This is a genomic window from Pseudomonas sp. SL4(2022) (assembly GCF_026625725.1).
Taxonomy (GTDB): Bacteria; Pseudomonadota; Gammaproteobacteria; order Pseudomonadales; family Pseudomonadaceae; genus Aquipseudomonas.
This window is the reverse complement of the sequence record NZ_CP113060.1, coordinates 332,926-353,649: the sequence shown is the minus strand read 5'-3', so window position 1 is coordinate 353,649 and position 20,724 is coordinate 332,926. Positions and strand designations below refer to the sequence as shown.

19 protein-coding genes and 1 pseudogene are annotated in these 20,724 nt (G+C 59.5%); 17 read left to right on the top strand and 3 right to left on the bottom strand.

The annotated features are described in order from the left end of the window. The first annotated feature begins 14 nt into the window (after positions 1 to 14). From OU997_RS01735 to ispD, 7 genes are all read left to right on the top strand, one after another. On the top strand, positions 15 to 965 hold the full coding sequence (locus tag OU997_RS01735; protein WP_267808672.1) for an acetyl-CoA carboxylase carboxyltransferase subunit alpha: 951 nt from the start codon (positions 15 to 17) through the stop codon (positions 963 to 965). Further along, positions 966 to 2,279 (top strand): tRNA lysidine(34) synthetase TilS, encoded by a 1,314-nt coding sequence (gene tilS / locus OU997_RS01730; protein ID WP_267808671.1) that lies wholly within the window; start codon positions 966 to 968, stop codon positions 2,277 to 2,279. Positions 2,280 to 2,446: 167 nt separating this feature from the next. Further along, positions 2,447 to 4,078 carry a CTP synthase gene (locus tag OU997_RS01725; RefSeq protein ID WP_108487677.1) on the top strand — a complete coding sequence of 544 codons (1,632 nt, stop codon included), beginning with the start codon at positions 2,447 to 2,449 and terminating at the stop codon, positions 4,076 to 4,078. Between the two features lie 3 nt (positions 4,079 to 4,081). Next, a complete protein-coding gene (gene kdsA, locus OU997_RS01720) occupies positions 4,082 to 4,942 on the top strand; it encodes a 3-deoxy-8-phosphooctulonate synthase (RefSeq protein WP_267808670.1) in 861 nt (286 codons plus the stop codon). Between the two features lie 144 nt (positions 4,943 to 5,086). Beyond that, positions 5,087 to 6,376, top strand: a complete 1,290-nt coding sequence (gene eno, locus OU997_RS01715; protein ID WP_108487681.1) for a phosphopyruvate hydratase — start codon at positions 5,087 to 5,089, stop codon at positions 6,374 to 6,376. Positions 6,377 to 6,441: 65 nt separating this feature from the next. After that, positions 6,442 to 6,723 carry a cell division protein FtsB gene (gene ftsB / locus OU997_RS01710; RefSeq protein ID WP_108487683.1) on the top strand — a complete coding sequence of 94 codons (282 nt, stop codon included), beginning with the start codon at positions 6,442 to 6,444 and terminating at the stop codon, positions 6,721 to 6,723. Next, a complete protein-coding gene (gene ispD / locus OU997_RS01705; protein WP_267808669.1) occupies positions 6,720 to 7,430 on the top strand; it encodes a 2-C-methyl-D-erythritol 4-phosphate cytidylyltransferase in 711 nt (236 codons plus the stop codon). Before ftsB ends, ispD begins: the two co-directional genes overlap by 4 nt. Here the strand turns inward: ispD and OU997_RS01700 are convergent. After that, a complete protein-coding gene (locus tag OU997_RS01700; protein ID WP_267808668.1) occupies positions 7,427 to 8,314 on the bottom strand; it encodes a LysR substrate-binding domain-containing protein in 888 nt (295 codons plus the stop codon). The genes ispD and OU997_RS01700 overlap by 4 nt on opposite strands. A 123-nt stretch (positions 8,315 to 8,437) precedes the next feature. Between OU997_RS01700 and OU997_RS01695 the strand changes: the two genes are divergently transcribed. From OU997_RS01695 to rpoS, 9 genes and pseudogenes are all read left to right on the top strand, one after another. Then, entirely contained in the window at positions 8,438 to 9,550 is a 1,113-nt protein-coding gene (locus OU997_RS01695; protein ID WP_108487689.1) for an S-(hydroxymethyl)glutathione dehydrogenase/class III alcohol dehydrogenase, read from the top strand. Positions 9,551 to 9,590: 40 nt separating this feature from the next. Continuing rightward, a complete protein-coding gene (fghA, locus tag OU997_RS01690; protein ID WP_108487691.1) occupies positions 9,591 to 10,436 on the top strand; it encodes an S-formylglutathione hydrolase in 846 nt (281 codons plus the stop codon). An 89-nt stretch (positions 10,437 to 10,525) separates the two neighbouring features. After that, entirely contained in the window at positions 10,526 to 10,999 is a 474-nt protein-coding gene (gene ispF / locus OU997_RS01685; protein WP_267808667.1) for a 2-C-methyl-D-erythritol 2,4-cyclodiphosphate synthase, read from the top strand. Then, a complete protein-coding gene (gene truD, locus OU997_RS01680; protein ID WP_108487695.1) occupies positions 10,996 to 12,054 on the top strand; it encodes a tRNA pseudouridine(13) synthase TruD in 1,059 nt (352 codons plus the stop codon). Before ispF ends, truD begins: the two co-directional genes overlap by 4 nt. Further along, the gene (surE, locus tag OU997_RS01675; protein WP_090383334.1) at positions 12,042 to 12,791 is read left to right on the top strand and encodes a 5'/3'-nucleotidase SurE; all 750 of its coding nucleotides are present in this window, start codon (positions 12,042 to 12,044) and stop codon (positions 12,789 to 12,791) included. The genes truD and surE overlap by 13 nt, the downstream gene beginning before the upstream one ends. A 41-nt stretch (positions 12,792 to 12,832) precedes the next feature. Continuing rightward, positions 12,833 to 13,468, top strand: coding sequence for a protein-L-isoaspartate(D-aspartate) O-methyltransferase (locus tag OU997_RS01670; protein WP_177480005.1), 636 nt, complete (start codon positions 12,833 to 12,835; stop codon positions 13,466 to 13,468). A 24-nt stretch (positions 13,469 to 13,492) separates the two neighbouring features. Beyond that, on the top strand, positions 13,493 to 14,431 hold the full coding sequence (locus tag OU997_RS01665) for a DUF368 domain-containing protein (RefSeq protein ID WP_267808666.1): 939 nt from the start codon (positions 13,493 to 13,495) through the stop codon (positions 14,429 to 14,431). Positions 14,432 to 14,475: 44 nt separating this feature from the next. Continuing rightward, positions 14,476 to 15,347, top strand: a pseudogene (locus OU997_RS01660) (peptidoglycan DD-metalloendopeptidase family protein). Between the two features lie 105 nt (positions 15,348 to 15,452). Then, positions 15,453 to 16,463 carry an RNA polymerase sigma factor RpoS gene (gene rpoS, locus OU997_RS01655; RefSeq protein ID WP_108487700.1) on the top strand — a complete coding sequence of 337 codons (1,011 nt, stop codon included), beginning with the start codon at positions 15,453 to 15,455 and terminating at the stop codon, positions 16,461 to 16,463. A 564-nt stretch (positions 16,464 to 17,027) separates the two neighbouring features. Here the strand turns inward: rpoS and fdxA are convergent. Continuing rightward, a complete protein-coding gene (gene fdxA, locus OU997_RS01650) occupies positions 17,028 to 17,351 on the bottom strand; it encodes a ferredoxin FdxA (protein ID WP_090248347.1) in 324 nt (107 codons plus the stop codon). Between the two features lie 138 nt (positions 17,352 to 17,489). Further along, entirely contained in the window at positions 17,490 to 20,063 is a 2,574-nt protein-coding gene (gene mutS / locus OU997_RS01645) for a DNA mismatch repair protein MutS (protein WP_267808664.1), read from the bottom strand. A 78-nt stretch (positions 20,064 to 20,141) separates the two neighbouring features. Between mutS and OU997_RS01640 the strand changes: the two genes are divergently transcribed. Next, positions 20,142 to 20,654 (top strand): CinA family protein, encoded by a 513-nt coding sequence (locus OU997_RS01640; protein ID WP_267808663.1) that lies wholly within the window; start codon positions 20,142 to 20,144, stop codon positions 20,652 to 20,654. Positions 20,655 to 20,724: the final 70 nt, after the last annotated feature.

Below are 20,724 nucleotides of genomic sequence, written 5' to 3'. Positions count from 1 at the left end.
CAAGACGGATGACTATGAACCCGAATTTTCTCGATTTCGAACAGCCGATCGCCGACCTGCAAGCCAAGATCGAAGAGCTTCGCCTGGTCGGTAACGACAACTCGTTGAACATCACTGATGAAATCGCCCGCCTGCAGGACAAGAGCAGCGCGCTGACCGAAAGCATTTTCGGCAACCTCAGCAGCTGGCAGATCGCTCAGCTGGCGCGTCACCCGCGCCGTCCCTACACCCTGGATTACCTCCAACACATCTTTACCGAATTCGACGAGTTGCATGGTGATCGTCACTTCTCTGACGACGCTGCCTTGGTGGGGGGGGTTGCGCGTCTGGACGGTGAGCCGGTGATGGTCATCGGGCATCAGAAAGGCCGTGAGATTCGTGAAAAGGTACGGCGCAACTTCGGCATGCCGCGTCCTGAGGGCTATCGCAAGGCCTGCCGTCTGATGGAGATGGCCGAACGCTTCAACATGCCGATTCTGACCTTTATCGATACCCCAGGGGCCTATCCGGGTATCGACGCCGAAGAACGCAACCAGAGCGAAGCCATCGCCTGGAACCTGCGTGTCATGGCGCGTCTGAAGACCCCGATCATCGCCACCGTAATTGGTGAAGGTGGTTCCGGCGGTGCCTTGGCCATCGGTGTGTGCGACCAGCTGAACATGCTGCAGTACTCGACCTATTCGGTCATTTCACCGGAAGGCTGCGCGTCGATTCTGTGGAAGACCGCCGAGAAGGCTCCCGATGCAGCTGAAGCCATGGGTATCACGGCTGAGCGTCTGAAGGGGCTGGGCATTGTCGATCAGGTCATCAGTGAACCGCTGGGCGGCGCACACAGTGATCCGGCTGCTGCGGCTGAGTCGATTCGTAAGGCGTTGCTGGCTCAGCTGAAAACCCTCAAGGGGCTCGATACCGATGCGCTGCTCAAGCGTCGTTATGAGCGTCTGATGAGCTACGGCATCGCCTAAGTGAGTCTAAGCGCCAGGCTGCTGCACTCTCTGGCGCCCTGGCGCGGCGCACCGGCGTGGCGGATTGCCTTGTCCGGTGGCCTGGACTCCACAGTACTGCTGCACCTCTTGGCCAGCCTCGCGCAACGTGAGGCGTTGCCGCCGCTTTCCGCCATTCATATTCATCACGGCTTACAGGCTGTGGCTGATGCCTGGCCTGCGCATTGTCGTGAGCTATGTGCTGCGTTGTCAGTGCCGCTGCAGGTTGTGCCGGTGCAGGTGCAGCCGGGCGCCAGTCTTGAGCGTGCGGCGCGCGATGCCCGTTATGCGGCTTTTGTGGCGTGCCTGGCTGTCGGCGAGGTCGTGCTGACCGCGCAGCATCGTGATGATCAGGCTGAAACCCTGCTGTTTCGCCTGTTGCGTGGCGCGGGTGTGCAGGGGTTGGCGGGTATGCCTGCCAGTCGCGCGCTGGGTGCAGGGTATTTGCTGCGGCCCTTGCTGGACTGTTCTCGTGCCGAGTTGCTGGCTTATGCACAGGCTCACGGGCTGGTCTGGGTCGATGACCCATCCAATACCGATGAACGGTTCTCGCGCAACTACTTGCGGCGCCAGGTATTGCCACGGCTTTCCCAGCGTTGGCCGCAGGCGCATAACGCACTGGCGCGCAGTGCTGCGCACCTGAGAGAGGCGCAACAACTGCTGGATGAGCTGGCTGAGCAGGATGTGCATGCAGCTATGGTGCCTGGCGAATTTGCCTGGCTGCCATTGCCATGCCTCCATTTGCCGACATTGCGTGAGCTGAGCGACGCGCGTCAACGCAATGCCCTGCGTTACTGGCTTCGCCCCCTGACCGCGATGCCGGATACAGAGCATTGGGCCGGTTGGCAAGCCCTGCGCGATGCGGCGCTGGATGCCACGCCGGTTTGGCAATTGGCCTCTGGTGAAGTGCGTCGTAGCCATGCGTGTCTGTGGTGGCTGGCGGGTGATTGGCTGCGTTCCCCGCCGTCCCCCGACATTGCCGTAGCCGATAATCGACGTCTGGTGTTGCCTGGTAATGGGGTCGCGCATATTCAAGGCTGCTTGCCGGCCGGTAACTGGCAGCTGGGTTATCGTCGGGCGGGTGAGCAGATCATGCTGTCGGGGCGCGGGCATCGTGACCTGAAGCGTCTGTTCAATGAGCGGCGTGTCCCGGCTTTTGTCCGCGACCGCCTGCCGCTGCTGCGCCTGGATAACCAGGTTGTAGCAATCGCTAACCTGCCAGGTCTGCAGGGGGGCACCGATGACGGCTGGCAATTGCATTGGCAGCCGCCGACTGATGATCAAGGTTTGAGCTGATAAGCCCTTTCCGGTAGACTACGCTCCCGTCTTACTACAGCTTTTGTCGGCTCCTCTGGGAATCGGCAGGGCGAGCTAATTGCGGCATATCGTGATTGGCAGCTTCGGTATTCCTTCGCTTTCCCCGGCGGCACTGACCGCTTAAACGCAGACTTCTAGGGTTTTTCATGACGCGCTACATATTCGTCACGGGTGGTGTTGTTTCTTCATTGGGGAAAGGCATCGCCTCGGCTTCATTGGCGGCTATCCTGGAGGCGCGGGGCCTGAAGGTCACCATGCTCAAGCTGGATCCCTATATCAACGTCGATCCGGGCACCATGAGCCCGTTCCAGCACGGTGAGGTGTTCGTCACCCACGATGGCGCTGAGACTGACCTCGACCTGGGCCACTATGAGCGGTTTATCCGCACCACCATGACCCAGAACAACAACTTCACCACCGGTCGCGTCTACGAGGACGTGCTGCGCCGCGAGCGCCGTGGTGATTACCTGGGCGCGACCATTCAGGTCATTCCGCACATCACCGACGAAATCAAGCGCCGCATCATCAAGGGTGCGGGCGACGCTGATGTGGCCATGGTTGAGATCGGCGGTACGGTCGGCGACATCGAGTCGCAACCGTTCCTCGAAGCCATTCGCCAGTTGCGTGTGGAAGTGGGCGCCAAGCGCGCCATGCTGATGCACCTGACCCTGGTTCCGTATATCGCCACGGCTGGCGAAACCAAAACCAAGCCGACCCAGCATTCGGTGAAAGAGCTGCGCTCCATCGGCCTGCAACCTGACGTGCTGATCTGCCGCTCTGATCACCCCGTGGATGTGTCCTCGCGCCGCAAGATTGCCCTGTTCACCAACGTTGAAGAGCGTGCGGTGATCAGCCTGGAAGACGTCGACACCATCTACAAGATTCCAGGTGTGCTGCATGCCCAGGGGCTGGATGACTTCGTCGTTGAGCGCTTCGGTCTGGAGTGTGGCGGTGCCGATCTGTCCGAGTGGGACCGCGTAGTAGACGCCAAGCTCAACCCGGAAAAAGAAGTCAACATCGCCATGGTCGGCAAGTACATGGAACTGCTGGATGCCTACAAGTCGCTGATTGAAGCGATGAGCCATGCCGGCATCCAGAACCGCACCAAGGTCAACCTGCGCTATATCGACTCTGAAGACATCGAGAACAAAGGCACTGCGCTGCTTGAAGGCGTGGATGCCATTCTGGTGCCGGGCGGTTTCGGTCTGCGCGGCGTGGAAGGCAAGATCAAGACCGTGCAATACGCCCGTGAAAACAAGATTCCTTACTTGGGTATCTGCCTCGGCATGCAGGTGGCGGTCATCGAGTTTGCCCGTAATGTGTTGGGTTGGAGTGATGCCAATTCGACTGAGTTCGATACCTCCAGTCAGCACCCGGTTGTCGGCCTGATCACCGAGTGGCAGGACGCTACCGGCGAAGTCGAGACGCGTAGCGACTCCTCTGACCTGGGTGGCACCATGCGTCTAGGCGCACAAGATTGCCAGCTTCAGGCCGGCTCGCAAGTGCATGCCTGCTACGGCAAGGATGTGATCGTCGAGCGCCATCGTCATCGTTATGAAGTGAACAACAACCTGCTGCCACAGTTGATCGATGCCGGCCTCAAGGTTACCGGTCGCTCGGGTGACGGTGCGCTGGTTGAAGTGGTTGAGGCGCCGGATCATCCATGGTTTGTGGCCTGCCAGTTCCACCCGGAGTTCACCTCGACGCCGCGTGATGGCCACCCGCTGTTCAGCGGTTTCGTCAATGCCGCCCTGGCTCAGCAAGCTAAAAAGGCCTAAGGCATGACACAGCGGATCGTAAGTCAGAAAACCATCAAGGTCGGCAACATCGAGATCGCCAACGACAAGCCCTTTGTGCTGTTCGGTGGAATCAACGTCATTGAGTCACGTGATCTGGCGATGCGCGCATGCGAGGAGTATGTACGGGTTACTGAAAAACTTGGTATCCCCTACGTATTCAAGGCCAGTTTCGACAAGGCCAACCGTTCGTCCATCACCTCCTTCCGTGGTCCAGGTCTGGAAGAAGGCATGAAGGTCTTCGAGGAAGTGAAGAAGACCTTCGGTGTGCCGGTAATCACCGACGTGCATGAACCGTATCAGGCGCAGCCGGTGGCTGATGTTTGCGACATCATCCAGCTGCCGGCGTTTCTGTCGCGGCAGACTGATCTGGTTGTGGCCATGGCCAAGACCGGTGCAGTGATCAATATCAAAAAGGCCCAGTTCCTCGCGCCTCAGGAGATGAAGCACATCCTGACCAAGTGTGAAGAGGCCGGTAATGATCAGCTGATTCTTTGTGAGCGTGGTTCCAGCTTCGGTTACAACAACCTGGTGGTGGACATGCTTGGCTTCGGCATCATGAAGCAGATGAACTACCCGGTGTTCTTCGATGTGACCCACGCCCTGCAAATGCCAGGTGGTCGCGCCGACTCCGCTGGTGGTCGCCGTGCTCAGGTGACTGATCTGGCCAAAGCCGGCATGAGTCAGGGGCTGGCTGGGTTGTTCCTGGAAGCGCATCCGGACCCGGACAATGCCAAGTGCGACGGCCCTTGCGCCTTGCGCCTGGACAAGCTGGAGCCGTTCCTCACCCAGCTCAAGCAGCTGGATGATTTGATCAAGAGTTTTGCGCCGATTGAGACTGCCTGAAACGGCAAATCTCCGGTAAAGTGCCTTTTGTATACAATATGGCTGATTAGTCAGTACAGGTTATCCACCGAAATGCTCTTCAGTGGATGATGAATGTGCAGCTGGTACGACCCTTTTCGTCAATTTTTTGGAGTGCTACACGCAATGGCAAAGATCGTCGACATCAAAGGCCGTGAGGTTCTCGATTCCCGTGGTAACCCGACTGTGGAAGCCGATGTAATTCTCGACGGCGGCATCATCGGCAGCGCCTGTGCGCCATCCGGTGCCTCCACCGGTTCGCGTGAAGCGCTGGAACTGCGTGATGGCGACAAGAGCCGTTACCTGGGCAAGGGCGTGCTGAAGGCTGTGGCCAATATCAATGGTCCGATCCGCGACCTGCTGCTGGGTAAAGATGCTGCCGATCAGCAAGCCTTGGATCAGGCGATGATTGCCCTAGACGGCACTGAAAACAAAGCCACCCTGGGTGCCAACGCCATCCTCGCCGTATCCCTGGCTGCGGCCAAGGCTGCTGCGCAGGCTAAAGGCGTACCGCTGTACGCGCACATTGCCGACCTGAATGGCACACCGGGCGTCTACTCGATGCCGGTGCCGATGATGAACATCATCAACGGTGGCGAGCACGCCGATAACAATGTCGACATTCAGGAATTCATGGTTCAGCCGGTTGGCGCCAAGACCTTCGCTGATGCGCTGCGCATGGGCACCGAGATTTTTCACCACCTCAAGGCTGTGCTGAAGGCTCGTGGCTTGAGCACCTCCGTGGGTGACGAAGGCGGTTTTGCGCCGAACCTGGCGTCCAACGAAGACGCACTGGCGGCTATCGCCGAAGCCGTGGCCAATGCCGGTTACACCCTGGGTGACGACGTGACCCTGGCGCTGGACTGCGCTTCCAGCGAGTTCTTCAAGGACGGTCAGTACGACCTGGCCGGCGAAGGCAAGGTGTTCAGCGCTGAAGGTTTCGCCGACTACCTGGCGGGTCTGACTCAGCGTTACCCGATCATCTCCATCGAAGACGGTATGGATGAGTCCGATTGGGCAGGCTGGAAAGTGCTGACCGACAAGATCGGTGAGAAGGTGCAGCTGGTGGGTGACGACCTGTTTGTGACCAACACCAAGATCCTCAAACGCGGTATCGACGAGTCGATCGGCAACTCGATCCTGATCAAGTTCAACCAGATCGGCACCCTGACGGAAACCCTGCAGGCCATCCAGATGGCCAAGGCTGCCGGTTACACCGCGGTGATTTCGCACCGTTCGGGTGAAACCGAAGACAGCACCATTGCTGACCTGGCGGTCGGTACTGCTGCTGGCCAGATCAAGACCGGCTCGCTGTGCCGCTCGGATCGCGTCTCCAAGTACAACCAACTGCTGCGTATTGAAGAGCAGCTGGCTGGTAAAGCACCGTACAAAGGCCGCGCCGAGTTCCGTGGTTGAACCCAGGCATGGTAAAAGAGGGGCGGCGCGAGTCGCCCCTTTTTCATCCGGAATCTTTTGCTGCTATGCGTAGTCGTTCTTACTGGGTGTTTATCGTCCTGCTGGCCTTGTTGGCTGGCTTGCAATATCGCCTGTGGGTGGGCGATGGCAGCCTGGCGCAAGTTACCCAGTTGAAGCAGCAGATTGCCGATCAGCAGGGTGAAAATCAGCAGTTGCAAGAGCGCAATCGGATCCTCGAAGCGGAAGTGCTGGAGCTGAAAAGCGGGATGGAAACCGTCGAAGAGCGTGCTCGCCACGAACTGGGCATGCTTAAAGAGGGCGAAACCCTCTATCAGTTGGCTGAATGAATACGTCTGAATTACCCCCTTTCTGGGCGTTGATCCCGGCTGCTGGTATTGGCAGCCGAATGCGCGCCGACCGGCCCAAGCAGTACCTGCAACTGGCCGGCAAAAGCATTATCGAGCACACCCTGGCATGCTTTCTTGGGCATCCGCAGCTGCGTGCGGTGGTAGTCAGCCTGGCGGCAGATGATCCCTACTGGCCGACCCTGAGGTGTGCCCATGATCCACGTATCCAGCGTGCCGATGGCGGTGCCGAACGGGCTGATTCGGTGCTCAGCGGTCTGATGCGCCTCAGTGAGCTGGGTGCTCAGGGGCAGGATTGGGTGCTGGTGCACGATGCAGCGCGGCCTAATCTGGCGCGCAGCGATCTCGACCTGCTGCTCGCCGAACTAGCTGACGATCCGGTAGGCGGCCTGCTCGCCGTGCCTGCCCGCGATACGCTCAAGCGCGCCGGCACCGATGGGCGGGTGCAGGCTACGGTGGATCGTTCGACCATCTGGCAGGCTTTTACTCCACAGATGTTCCGGCTTGGCGAGTTGCAGCATGCGCTGGCCGATGCGCTGATTGCTGGAGTGGCGATTACCGACGAGGCCTCGGCCATCGAGTGGGCTGGACAGGCACCGCGTCTGATCGAAGGCCGTTCGGACAACCTCAAGGTCACTCGTCCTGAAGATCTGCGCAGCTTGGCCAGCCTTTGGCACCTGAAGAGCTAGCGATACTCGCTGCGTTGCGCCAACCCCTGTTTAAGAAACTCCACCAGCTGACGCACCTTGGGTGACAGGTGGCGTTGCTGTGGATAGAGGGCCCATACCGCAGTGTCCGGCGGTTGCTGGTTATCAAGCAACGAGACCAGCGCGCCGCTGCGCAAATGTTCCAGCACGTAATAATCCGGTAGCTGACACAGTCCAAGGCCGCGTAATGCGGCTTCCAGTACTGCCTGGCCGCTGTTGCAGCGCCAATTGCCCTGCACCCGCAGGCAGGAATCTCGGCCGCTGGCCTGAAAGCTCCAGAGGTCCGAACTGCCGATCAGGCAGTTGTGTCGCGCCAGCTCCGACAGCGAATGCGGGCGCCCGTAGCGTTGCAGGTACGCCGGGGCGGCGCACAGGTACATCTGCCGCGGTGCCAGGCGCGTGGCCACCAGGCGCGAGTCCTGCAGGCGACCCAGGCGGATGGCCAGGTCGAGGCCTTCGTGCAGCAGGTCAAGGGTGCGGTTGCTCAGTTCGATGTCCACCCGCAGTTGTGGGTGCTGCACCATAAAATCGGTGACCAGCGGCACGATAAAGCGCTCGCCATAGGCCACCGCACAGGTCATACGCAGCAGGCCTTTGGGCTCGCTGCCCAGATCGCCTACGGCGCGCAGGGCTTCTTCGTGGGCATCCTGCAGGCGCTGGCAGTGCTGTAAAAACGTCTGCCCGGCCTCGGTGAGCGCCACGCGGCGGGTGCTGCGGTAGAACAGGCGGGTTTGCAGGCGCTCTTCCAGTCGCGCGATCTGCCGGCTGACCTGGGAGGACGACAGACTCAGGCGTTCGGCGGCAGCGGTGAACTGGCCGCATTCGGCCACCGCGACAAATTCATCGAGGCCTTCCCAGCGGTTCATGCGGATGTCCTGTTGTGAGTTGATTATCCCTGTATAGCAAGAATGTTTTGTTTTTTGTTGGATTATCTATCTGCATCACTGATCTACACTCTGCGCCACTGTTGAGTCCGCTGGAGAGCGATCATGATCAAGTCCCGTGCTGCCGTAGCCTTTGCCCCCAACCAGCCGCTGCAAATTGTCGAGGTCGACGTCGCGCCGCCCAAGGCCGGTGAAGTACTGGTGCGCATTGTTGCCACCGGCGTGTGTCACACCGATGCCTACACGCTTTCGGGTGAGGATTCTGAGGGGGTGTTCCCGGCGATTTTGGGGCATGAGGGCGGCGGCATCGTTGAAGCCATCGGTGAGGGCGTGACCTCGGTACAGGTCGGCGATCATGTGATCCCGCTGTACACCGCCGAATGCCGCGCCTGCAAATTCTGTAAATCCGGTAAAACCAACCTGTGCAGCTCGGTGCGCGCCACCCAGGGCAAGGGCCTGATGCCGGACGGCACCAGCCGCTTCAGCTACAACGGCGAGCCTATCTATCACTACATGGGCTGCTCGACCTTTTCCGAATACACCGTGCTGCCGGAAGTCTCCCTGGCGGTGATTCCCAAGGAGGCGCCGCTGGAGAAGGTCTGCCTGCTCGGTTGTGGCGTGACCACCGGTATTGGTGCCGTACTCAACACCGCCAAGGTGGAAGAGGGCGCTACCGTGGCGATCTTCGGTCTGGGTGGCATCGGTTTGGCGGCGATTATCGGCGCGAAGATGGCCAAGGCCTCGCGCATCATTGCCATCGATATCAACCCGGCCAAGTTCGAGGTGGCCCGCGAGCTGGGTGCGACCGATTTCGTTAACCCCAAGGATTTCGCCAAGCCGATTCAGGAGGTCATCGTCGAGATGACCGACGGTGGCGTGGACTACTCCTTCGAGTGCGTTGGTAACGTGCAGCTGATGCGTGCGGCGCTGGAGTGCGCGCACAAGGGCTGGGGCGAGTCGGTGATTATCGGCGTGGCCGGTGCCGGTCAGGAAATCAGCACACGTCCGTTCCAGTTGGTGACCGGCCGCGTCTGGCGCGGTTCGGCCTTCGGCGGCGTCAAGGGCCGTACCGAACTGCCGAGCTATGTGGAAAAGGCGCAGAAGGGCGAAATCCCGCTGGATACCTTTATTACCCACAACATGCCGCTGGAAGACATCAACAAGGCCTTTGACCTGATGCATGAAGGCAAGAGCATTCGCACCGTTATCCACTTCTGATCACGCGGGGCGGCTGTCATGGCCGCCCACTGGAGGCCCCATGACCTTGGAAAATATTTCCTGCCAGAAGAGCGCCGGCGGTTGGCACAAGCGCTATCGCCATCGTTCGGCGGTGCTGGGCTGCGACATGGTGTTTGCTGTGTACCTGCCACCGCAGGCCGAGCAGGGCGGCAAACTGCCGGTGCTGTATTGGCTGAGCGGCCTGACCTGCACCGACGAAAACTTTATGCAGAAGGCTGGCGCACACAAGCTGGCGGCCGAGCTGGGGATGATCATTGTTGCGCCGGATACCAGCCCGCGCGGCGCTGATGTGCCGGATGATCCGGACAAAGCCTGGGACTTTGGCCTGGGCGCAGGCTTTTATCTGAACGCCACCCAAGAGCCCTGGGCGCGGCATTACCGCATGTATGACTATGTGGTGCAGGAACTGCCGGCGCTGATCGAGGCGAATTTCCCGGTATCCGACAAGCGCGGTATCAGCGGCCACTCCATGGGTGGGCACGGTGCGCTGGTCTGTGCGCTGCGTAATCCGGGGCGCTATCAGTCGCTGTCGGCCTTTGCGCCGATCAGCAACCCGAGCAACTGCCCCTGGGGTGAGAAGGCATTTTCGCGTTACCTGGGTGATGAGCGCTCGCGTTGGCGCGAATGGGACGCCTGCGCCTTGCTCAGCGATGCCACGGAAAAGCTGCCGATGCTGATCGATCAGGGTGATCGTGATGATTTCCTGGAAAATCAGCTCAAACCGGATGCTCTCAAGGCAGCGGCACAGGCTGCCGGCCATCCGCTGACCCTGCGCCTGCAGCCGGGCTACGACCACAGCTACTACTTTATCGCCAGCTTTATCGATGATCACCTGCGTCATCATGCCAAGGCGCTATTGAGCTGAACCGGTGCTGATCGAAAGCCCGCTAGCCGGGTTGATCCTCTGGCTTTCGGTTAGAATCACGCCCTGACTTTTTCAGGGCGTTGTTTTTTATGCGTATTGGCCACGGCTACGATGTGCACCGCTTCGGTGAGGGCGACTTCATCACCCTGGGCGGCGTGCAGATTCCCCATAAATTCGGCCTGCTGGCCCATTCCGATGGCGACGTGCTGCTGCATGCCCTGAGCGATGCCCTGCTCGGTGCGGCGGCGCTGGGTGATATCGGCAAACACTTTCCCGACACCGACCCGACTTTTAAGGGCGCGGACAGTCGCGTGCTGCTGCGCCATGTGCTCGGTCTGGTACATGCCAAGGGCTGGCACGTCGGTAATGTCGACGCCACCATCGTCGCCCAGGCACCAAAGATGGCGCCGCATATCGAGAGCATGCGTGCGCGGATTGCCGAGGACCTGCAGGTGAGCCTGGATCAGGTCAACGTTAAGGCCACAACAACCGAGAAGCTTGGCTTTACCGGCCGCGAAGAAGGCATCGCTGTGCATGCCGTCGCGCTGTTGGTCGCCCGATGAACGACCTCGAGCTGCTGGGCCCGCGTGCCCATGGCGAGCCCTGCGGTACGGCGGTGCTCAAGGCCGTGGCGGAAGACTTTCAGGTCGATGAAGTGCTGGATATTCCCCTGGCTGGCGAGGGTGAACACCTCTGGCTGTGGGTGGAAAAACGCGAACTGAACACTGAGGAAGCCGCCAAGCGCATCGCCCGCGCCGCTGGCGTGCCGCTGAAGCTGATCAGCTATGCCGGCCTCAAAGACCGTCAGGCCCTGACCCGTCAGTGGTTCAGCCTGCACCTGCCGGGCAAGCTTGATCCCGACCTGAGTGCCGCCGAAGATGCCAGCCTGAGCGTCCTCAAGCAGGTGCGGCATACCCGTAAGCTGCAGCGCGGCGCCCATGCGGCCAATGGCTTTACCCTGCGCCTGACCCAACTGGTCGCGGATCGCGCGGCGCTGGATCAACGCCTGACGCAAATCGCCGCCCAGGGCATTCCCAACTATTACGGCTTGCAGCGCTTCGGCCATGAGGGCGGCAATGTCGCCCATGCCCGGCATTTTGCGGCGAACAAGAGCCTGCCGGAGAAGCGCAATGTGCGCTCGCGTGTGCTCTCGGCGGCGCGCAGTTACCTGTTCAACCAGGTGCTGGCCGCGCGCGTGGCTGCCGGCACTTGGAATCAGGCGCTTCTGGGCGATTTGCTGGCCTTTACCGACAGCCGCAGCTTCTTTGCTGCTGGCGAGGCGGAGTGCAGCGATCCGCGCCTGGCGATTCTCGATCTGCATCCAACGGGCCCGTTGTGGGGCGCAGGCGTCTCTAGCGCCGGCGGCGTGGCGCAGGCGCTGGAGCAGGATCTGGCTGGACGCGAAAGCGTTCTGGTCGACTGGTTGGCAGAAGCAGACATGACGCACGAACGGCGTATCCTGCGCCTCCCCATTGGCGGCCTGTCGTGGCATTATCCCGAGCCTGACATTCTGCAACTGGAATTCGTCCTGCCGGCTGGATGCTTTGCCACTGTATTGGTGCGCGAGCTCGTCGATCTGTTGCCGGCAGGGCAGACGGACAACCCATGCGTATTCTGATTTCCAACGATGACGGCGTTGCTGCGCCAGGCCTGGCTGCGCTGCATGCGGCGCTGGCCGACTATGCCGAGTGCACGGTGATTGCCCCCGATCAGGACAAGAGCGGTGCGAGCAGCTCGCTGACCCTCGACCGCCCCCTGCACCCGACCACGCTGCCAAACGGCTATATCAGCCTGAACGGTACGCCCACCGATTGCGTGCACTTGGGCCTCAATGGCCTGCTGCCGCAGGTGGCGGATCTGGTGGTGTCCGGTATCAATCTGGGGGCCAACCTGGGTGATGACGTGCTGTATTCCGGCACCGTGGCGGCGGCCTTGGAAGGGCGTTTTCTGGCCCGTCCGGCGTTTGCCTTTTCCCTGCTGTCACGCCTGCCGGATAACCTGCCAACCGCCGCCTATTTCGCCCGCAAGCTGGTCGAGGCGCATGAGCAGCTGGATCTGCCGCCACGCACCGTGCTCAATGTGAACATCCCCAACCTGCCGCTGGAGCACATCCGTGGCATCCAGCTGACGCGCTTGGGCCATCGCGCCCGCGCCGCCGCCCCGGTCAAGGTAGTCAATCCGCGCGGCAAGGAAGGCTACTGGATTTCGGTCGCCGGTGATGCTGAGGATGGCGGTCCCGGCACGGATTTCCATGCGGTAATGCAGGGCTATGTTTCGGTCACGCCGCTGCAGCTGGACCGTACCTTTGCTGATGGCTTCAACAGCCTGCAGCCCTGGCTGGAGGGGTTGCTGTGATCCGCCGTGAACAGGACGAGCTGCAGCATCGCGGTATTGGCATGACCTCGCAGCGTACCCGCGAGCGGCTGATTCAGCGGCTGTATGAGGAAGGGTTATCCAACGCCCATGTGCTGGAAACCATTCGCCGCACGCCACGTCATCTGTTTGTCGATGAGGCGCTCGCCCATCGTGCCTATGAAGACACTGCGTTGCCAATCGGCAACAACCAGACCATCTCGCAGCCCTATATGGTCGCGCGCATGAGCGAGCTGCTGCTGGCGGCAGGTCCGCTGGACAAGGTGCTGGAAATTGGTACCGGCTCCGGCTATCAAACCGCGATTCTGGCGCAGTTGGTCGAGCGGGTATTCAGCGTCGAGCGTATCCAGAGCCTGCAAGACAAGGCCAAAGAACGTCTGGCTCAGCTCAATCTGCGCAATGTGGTGTTTCGCTGGGGTGACGGGTGGGAAGGCTGGAATGCCCTGGGGCCGTATAACGGCATCATCGTCACGGCAGCGGCGGCGAATGTGCCGCAGGCCCTGCTGGATCAACTGGCACCCGGCGGACGCCTGGTAATCCCGGTTGGTGCGGGAGATGTGCAGGAGCTGCTGCTGATTGTTCGCGAGGATGACGGTTTCTCCCGGCATGTGCTGGATGCGGTGCGTTTTGTGCCGCTGCTGAATGGGCCGCTGGCCTGATGCCACTTGTTTACGGATGAACCAATGAAGACGTATTTCCTGCTTTATGCCAAAGGCATTGCCATGGGCGCTGCCGACGTCGTGCCGGGGGTGTCGGGTGGCACCATCGCCTTTGTCAGCGGTATCTATGACGAACTGCTGCGCTCGATTGCCAGCGTGCCGGCAGCGCTGGGGCTGTTGTTGCGTGGTCGTATTGTCGAGGCCTGGAAAGCCGCCAATGCAACCTTTCTGCTGGTTTTGCTGCTGGGCATCATGACCAGTGTGTTGAGCCTGGCGCGGTTGATCACCTATTTATTGGCCGAGCAGCCGATTCCGGTCTGGTCGTTCTTTTTTGGTCTGATTCTGGTATCCACACACTTGGTGGTCAGGGAAATCCAGTGCTGGAACTGGACACGGGTGGTCAGCCTGCTGCTGGGTGCGGCGTTCGCCTACTGGATTACCGTAGCCGCGCCATTGCAGTGGGGGCATGACCCGTTAAGCCTGTTCCTGGCGGGCGCCATCGCCATCTGCGCGATGATTCTGCCGGGCATTTCTGGCAGTTTTCTACTGGTGCTGATGGGTTTGTACAGCTTTGTGCTGGGCGCGGTGAAGGGCCTGGATATCACCGTTTTGTTGATCTTCGCCAGCGGTTGCCTGGTGGGTATTGTCAGTTTTGCCGGTTTCCTGCGCTGGCTACTGGCCCGCTGGCGTGACCTGACTCTGGCGTTTCTGACCGGGCTGATGGTCGGCTCGCTGAACAAGATCTGGCCCTGGAAGGAAACCCTGAGTTGGCGTACTGACAGCCATGGTGCACAGATGCCTGTGTTGCAAAACAACCTCTGGCCGGCGCGTTTCGCCGAAGTCAGCGGGCAGGACCCACAAGTGCTGTTAGCCATTGTGCTGGCCGTTGCCGGTATTGTCCTGGTGCTGGGCCTGGAGTGGTTGGCAGGACGTAGCCTGCAAAGCGCTGGTGATAACCCATAATTGCGGCACAATGCATGCCAGCAAGATGTAGTCAGTTTCGGGAGATGCAGGTGAGTTTCACAGCCATTCAATTGCCGAATCGTGCCAGCGGTGCCCGTAGCCTGTTGAGTGGCCTTGTCCTCAGTGCGCTGCTCAGCGCCTGCGCGAGCCCACCACCGGGTGGGGTAAAAGTGGTTGATCGCAGCCATGGCGGTGGAGCCAGTCAGGCGCCACAACGACAGCCAGTTAGCAGTGGGCAATATAAAGTACAGCGTGGAGATACTCTTTATTCCATTGCATTCCGCTTTGGTTGGGACTGGAAAGCGTTGGCTGCCCGCAACGGTATTACCCCCCTTATTTGATACGGGTTGGACAGGTCATTCGTTTCGATGGCGCTCAGCCACCCAGCCAACCTCCAGTTGTCGTGACCGCTCCGTCGGTGGTTGCGCCGCCATCCGGTAATCGTCCTACCGCCCCAGTTCAGAATCGACCTGCACCGACCCCACCGCCAGCTTCTGCCAAGACGACTCCGAGCGTAACGGCATTACCGCCTAGCCAACGTTCTGCTTCCGGCTGGTTATGGCCCACCAATGGCCCGGTTATTGGGCGTTTTTCCTCAAACGGCAGTTTGAATAAAGGCATTGATATCGCCGGGGAATTGGGCCAGCCTGTTTTAGCTGCGTCTGATGGTTCAGTGGTCTACGCCGGGAGTGGTTTACGGGGCTACGGCGAGTTGGTAATCATCAAACATAGCGATACCTACGTAAGCGCCTACGGCCACAACCGCAGGCTGTTGGTGCAGGAGGGGCAGAAGGTCAAAGCCGGGCAGAAAATTGCCGAAATGGGTTCCACAGGAACTGACCAGGTAAAACTTCATTTTGAAGTACGCCGTCAAGGTAAACCTGTCGACCCGCTGCAATACCTGCCGCGACGTTGATCTAGCGCTAGCCTGTCTCCACCGCGTGGGAGGGACAGGCTTTGGTGTAACCAGGGACTTGGTCGCGCTGAAGCTTGCTGTCGAACTCAGCAAGGAATAACAAAAATGGCTCTCCATGAAAAAGAAGCGCCGGAGTTTGACGTCGATGATGAAGTGCTCCTGATGGAGCCCGCTATAGTCCTTGACGATGATTCAGACGAAGAAGCGCAACCGCCACTTCCCCGCAACAAAACAAAAGCATCCGCGACCAGCAGTAAGCAGCATAAGTATATCGATTACACCCGCGCGCTCGACGCCACTCAGCTGTACCTCAACGAAATCGGCTTTTCCCCTCTCCTGACCCCTGAAGAAGAAGTGTTCTTCGCGCGCCTGGCACAGAAAGGCGACCCTGCTGGCCGCAAGCGCATGATTGAAAGCAACCTGCGCTTGGTGGTGAAGATTGCGCGTCGTTACGTCAATCGAGGCTTGTCTCTGCTCGATCTGATTGAAGAAGGCAACCTCGGTTTGATCCGCGCGGTAGAGAAATTCGATCCTGAGCGCGGTTTCCGTTTTTCGACTTATGCCACCTGGTGGATCCGCCAGACCATCGAACGGGCGATCATGAATCAGACCCGCACAATTCGTTTACCCATACATGTGGTAAAGGAGCTAAACGTATACCTGCGTGCTGCTCGCGAATTGACCCAGAAGCTCGATCATGAGCCTTCTGCAGAGGAAATTGCCAACCTGCTGGAAAAACCGGTGGGTGAAGTCAAACGCATGCTCGGCTTGAATGAGCGGGTTTCCTCGGTCGATGTTTCACTGGGCCAGGATTCAGACAAAACCCTGCTCGATACCCTGACCGATGAGCGTCCGACCGATCCCTGCGAGTTGTTGCAGGATGACGATCTATCGCAGAGCATCGATCAATGGTTGTCTGAACTGACTGACAAGCAGCGTGAAGTGGTGATTCGCCGCTTCGGCTTGCGCGGCCATGAAAGCTGCACGTTGGAAGAAGTTGGCCAGGAAATCGGTCTGACCCGTGAGCGTGTACGGCAGATTCAGGTTGAAGCCCTCAAGCGTTTGCGGGAAATTCTGGAAAAGAACGGCCTGTCGAGCGACTCACTGTTCCAGTGAGCTTGATCTATTAACACTCAACCCGGCCTTGGCCGGGTTTTTGTGCTTGAGTTCCATGCTAGCCACTCTGGTGAGTTTCACATATTGCGCCAAAAGGTGTTCCCGGCGGGTTTTATGAGCGTTTATGTAAGTCATTGCTTACAAGGTGCGTAAGCCGTTGGTGCGTAGAGTGACCGGATAATCGCCCTGATTTGTTTTAAACCATTGTTTTTAAACAAGATTTAAATATTCTTGTGAGAGTTTGATGGCACTCGACTGGAGTTTTCATCGCTTGTTCAGAGGGTGGGAATCGCTAATATTGCATCTGTGCTCAGGGACAAGCACAGGTTGTCAGGATGACAATCAGGACATCGTAGGACGTGATTCATCAGGATGATGAGCTGGGAAATACAGGGACTAGGGACAAAAGAGTGGGCGACGTGAGTCGCCCCTTTTTTTGTCTGCGTTTTATGTGACTGATGTTTGCTTATGGCTCTGTAGGCCTAGCACCGGGGAGTTCTGGCTCCGCAGAAAAGGAAAAACCCGCGGCAAGGCGGGTTTTTGTGCAGTCAGTGACGCTAAGTACTAGCGCTCTAGGTACTGAAGCTTGTCTTTTACGCCATCCCACTCTTCAGCGTCCGGTAGGGACTCTTTTTTCTCGGTGATATTTGGCCAGACTTCAGCCAGATCGGCGTTCAGTTCGATGTATTCCTGCTGATCTTCCGGCACTTCATCTTCGGAGAAGATGGCTTGTGCAGGGCACTCAGGCTCGCAGAGTGCACAGTCGATGCACTCGTCCGGGTGAATCACCAGGAAGTTCGGGCCTTCGTAGAAGCAGTCCACCGGGCAGACTTCTACGCAGTCGGTGTATTTGCATTTGACGCAATTGTCGGTAACGACGAAGGTCATCTCTGATTCTCTCCTCGGGCGCCAGCCTGCCCCGTTCTGTGTGGGTTTCAGTAGGCTAGGGGTAATGGCCACGGCTCAGGCTTGAAGTCGGGCAGTCGTAAAAATGCGCGCGATTCTAACAGTTTGCGCGCAATAACGTTAGAAGCGTGTTTTCCATGTGTATAACAGCTCTAGCGCTTTGCGCGGAGTCAAATCATCAGGATTGATCTTCTGCAATTCCTCCAGTAGCGGGTGCGGCAGGCTGGCGAACATGTCGCTTTGCATTGGCGCAGCTGTCTGGCCAGGCTGTGTCGGTGGCAGTTCGTGGGGCAGGCTGGTGGTTTCCAGGCGCGCCAGGTGCTCGCGGGCGCGTAGGATAACCTCATTTGGCACCCCTGCCAGTTGCGCGACGGCCAGGCCATAACTCTGGCTGGCAGGACCAGGCAGCACGTGGTGGAGGAACACGATGCGCTCATTATGTTCAGTGGCATTGAGGTGCACGTTGGCTACGATCGGCTGGCTTTCCGGCAGCACGGTCAGCTCGAAATAGTGGGTGGCAAACAGGGTGTAGGCACGCAGCTTAGCCAGCTGTTCAGCGGCGGCCCAGGCCAGCGACAGGCCATCGAAGGTACTGGTGCCGCGACCCACTTCGTCCATCAGCACCAGGCTGCGTTCGCTGGCGTTGTGCAGGATATTGGCGGTCTCGCTCATCTCCACCATAAAGGTCGAGCGACCACCGGCCAGGTCGTCACTTGAGCCTATACGGGTGAAGATGCGATCAACCAGTGACAGCTCACAGCTTTTCGCTGGCACGAAGCTGCCGATATGGGCCAGCAGCACAATCAAGGCTGTTTGCCGCATATAGGTGGATTTACCGCCCATGTTCGGTCCGGTGATGATCAGCATGCGCGTGTCATCATCCAAGTTCAGATCGTTGGCCACGAACGGTGTAGTCAGCACCTGCTCAACTACCGGGTGACGGCCTTGGTCGATGCGCATGCAGGGTTCGTCAACAAAACGCGGGCGATTGAGATCCAGGTTCAGCGCGCGCTCAACCAGGTTGCTCAGTACATCCAGTTCGGCCAAGGCGGCGGCGCTGTCCTGCAGCGGGCCGAGGTGACTGATCAGGCGCTCCAGCAGTTCGTCATAGAGCATCTTTTCGCGGGCCAAGGCGCGGCTCTTGGCAGACAGCGCCTTGTCCTCAAACTCTTTGAGCTCTGGGGTGATAAAGCGCTCGGCACCTTTCAGAGTCTGACGGCGGATATAGTCGGCTGGGGCCGATTCAGCCTGCTTGCTTGGCAACTCGATAAAGTAGCCGTGCACGCGGTTATAGCCGACTTTGAGGTTGGCCAGGCCGGTGCGTGCTTTTTCGCGGGTTTCCAGATCCATCAGATACTGACCGGCGTTTTCGCTGAGCGATTGCAGCTCATCCAGTTCAGCGTCGTAACCGGTTTTCAGCACGCCGCCATCGCGGATTACGGCAGGCGGATTGTCGATAATGGCACGGGTCAGCAGCTCGGCCAGTTCCGGGTAGGTGCTTACCACGCTCGCCAGCTCAGCTAGGTGCGGCGCTTCCAGGTTGGTCATGGCCATCTGCAGCGTGGGCAGGGCGGCGAGGGCGTCGCGCAGGCGTGCCAGATCGCGCGGGCGTGCATTGCGCAGGCCGATACGGGCGAGGATGCGCTCTAGGTCGCCGATTTCTTTCAACTGCGGCTGTAGCGTCTCGAAGCGGTAGCGTTCCAGCAGGCAGGCAATCGACTCTTGGCGTGCTTCCAGAACGGCCCGATCACGCAGTGGGCGATTCAGCCAACGACTGAGCAAGCGGCTGCCCATGGCGGTCTGGCAGCGGTCTACCACCGATTGCAGGGTGTTCTCGCGCCCGCCGGCCAGGTTGATATCCAGTTCCAGATTGCGTCGGCTGGCACCGTCGAGAATGACCGTGTCGTCCAAGCGCTCATGGCGCAGGCTGCGCAGGTGGGGCAGGGCCGTGCGCTGAGTTTCCTTGGCGTAGGTGAGCAGGCAACCCGCCGCGCCGATGGCCAGGGTCAGGCTCTCGCAGCCAAAGCCTTTGAGGTCCTGAGTGCCGAACTGTTGGCACAGGCTTTTGTGTGCCGTGTCGCGTTCGAAGTCCCAGGGCGCACGACGACGCGAGCCGCGACGTTTCTCGGCGGGCAGGTCCTGCGGCCAATCATCGGGAATCAGCAGTTCAACCGGATTCAGGCGCTCAAGTTCGGCCAGCAGGTTTTCCCAGCCCTTGATCTCCAGCACGCTGAAGCGGCCGCTGGTGATGTCCAGCACGGCCAACCCAAACAGGCGTTCATCGCCCAGTACCGCAGCCAACAGGTTGTCGCGGCGCTCGTCGAGCAGCGCTTCGTCGCTGATGGTGCCGGGTGTGATGATGCGCACCACCTGACGCTCAACAGGGCCCTTGCTGGTGGCCGGGTCGCCGATCTGCTCGCAGATCACCACCGACTCGCCCAGTTTGACCAGCTTGGCCAGATACCCTTCCAGCGAGTGGAATGGAATGCCGCACATGGGGATGGCTTGGCCTGCGGACTGGCCGCGCGCAGTCAGGGTGATGTCGAGCAGTTTGGCGGCTTTTTTCGCGTCCTCGTAGAAGATCTCGTAGAAATCGCCCATGCGGTAAAACATCAGCTGCTCTGGATGCTGATTTTTCAGCTTCCAATACTGCTGCATCATGGGCGTGTGAGAACTGAGGTCGCTTTGGCTCATCGTTTTAACTGTCCGGCTGAATCGCAAAAGCGCCTAGTGTACGGTATCGGCCTGGCTGGCTTTAACCCCGGAGTGCAGATGACTGCCAATGAATATGCCCTGACCCAACTGGCGGCCGACTTGGGCGCGCAACTGCTTGCCGCCAAGGTTCAGGTGACCACCGCTGAATCCTGCACCGGTGGCGGCATTGCCGAAGCGATTACTCGAATTCCTGGCAGTTCGGCTTGGTTTGAAGCCGGCTATGTCACCTACTCCAATGCGCAGAAGACTAAGCAGCTCGATGTGCCGGCGACGTTGTTCGGTACGGTTGGTGCCGTCAGCCAGGAAGTGGTTGAGGCCATGGTGTGTGGCGCTCAGACCAATAGCGGTGCGCGTTATGCGGTAGCGGTCAGCGGTGTCGCGGGGCCGGATGGTGGTTCGGCGGAGAAACCGGTGGGCACGGTCTGGCTGGCCTGGGGCGATGGTAAACGCCTATTCAGCGTGCGCCGGCAGTTTGCCGGCGATCGCAGTGAAGTTCGCCGACAAACGGTTGAGGCCGCATTGGCTGGGCTGTTGCGCCTACTTGCGCAAGAAAATCCAAGCGCGGGGTAGGCGGACGACTTGCCCTGTGGAATAATACTGTCTACTTATACAGTTGTTGGTGGCCGCTAGCTGGCCCTTC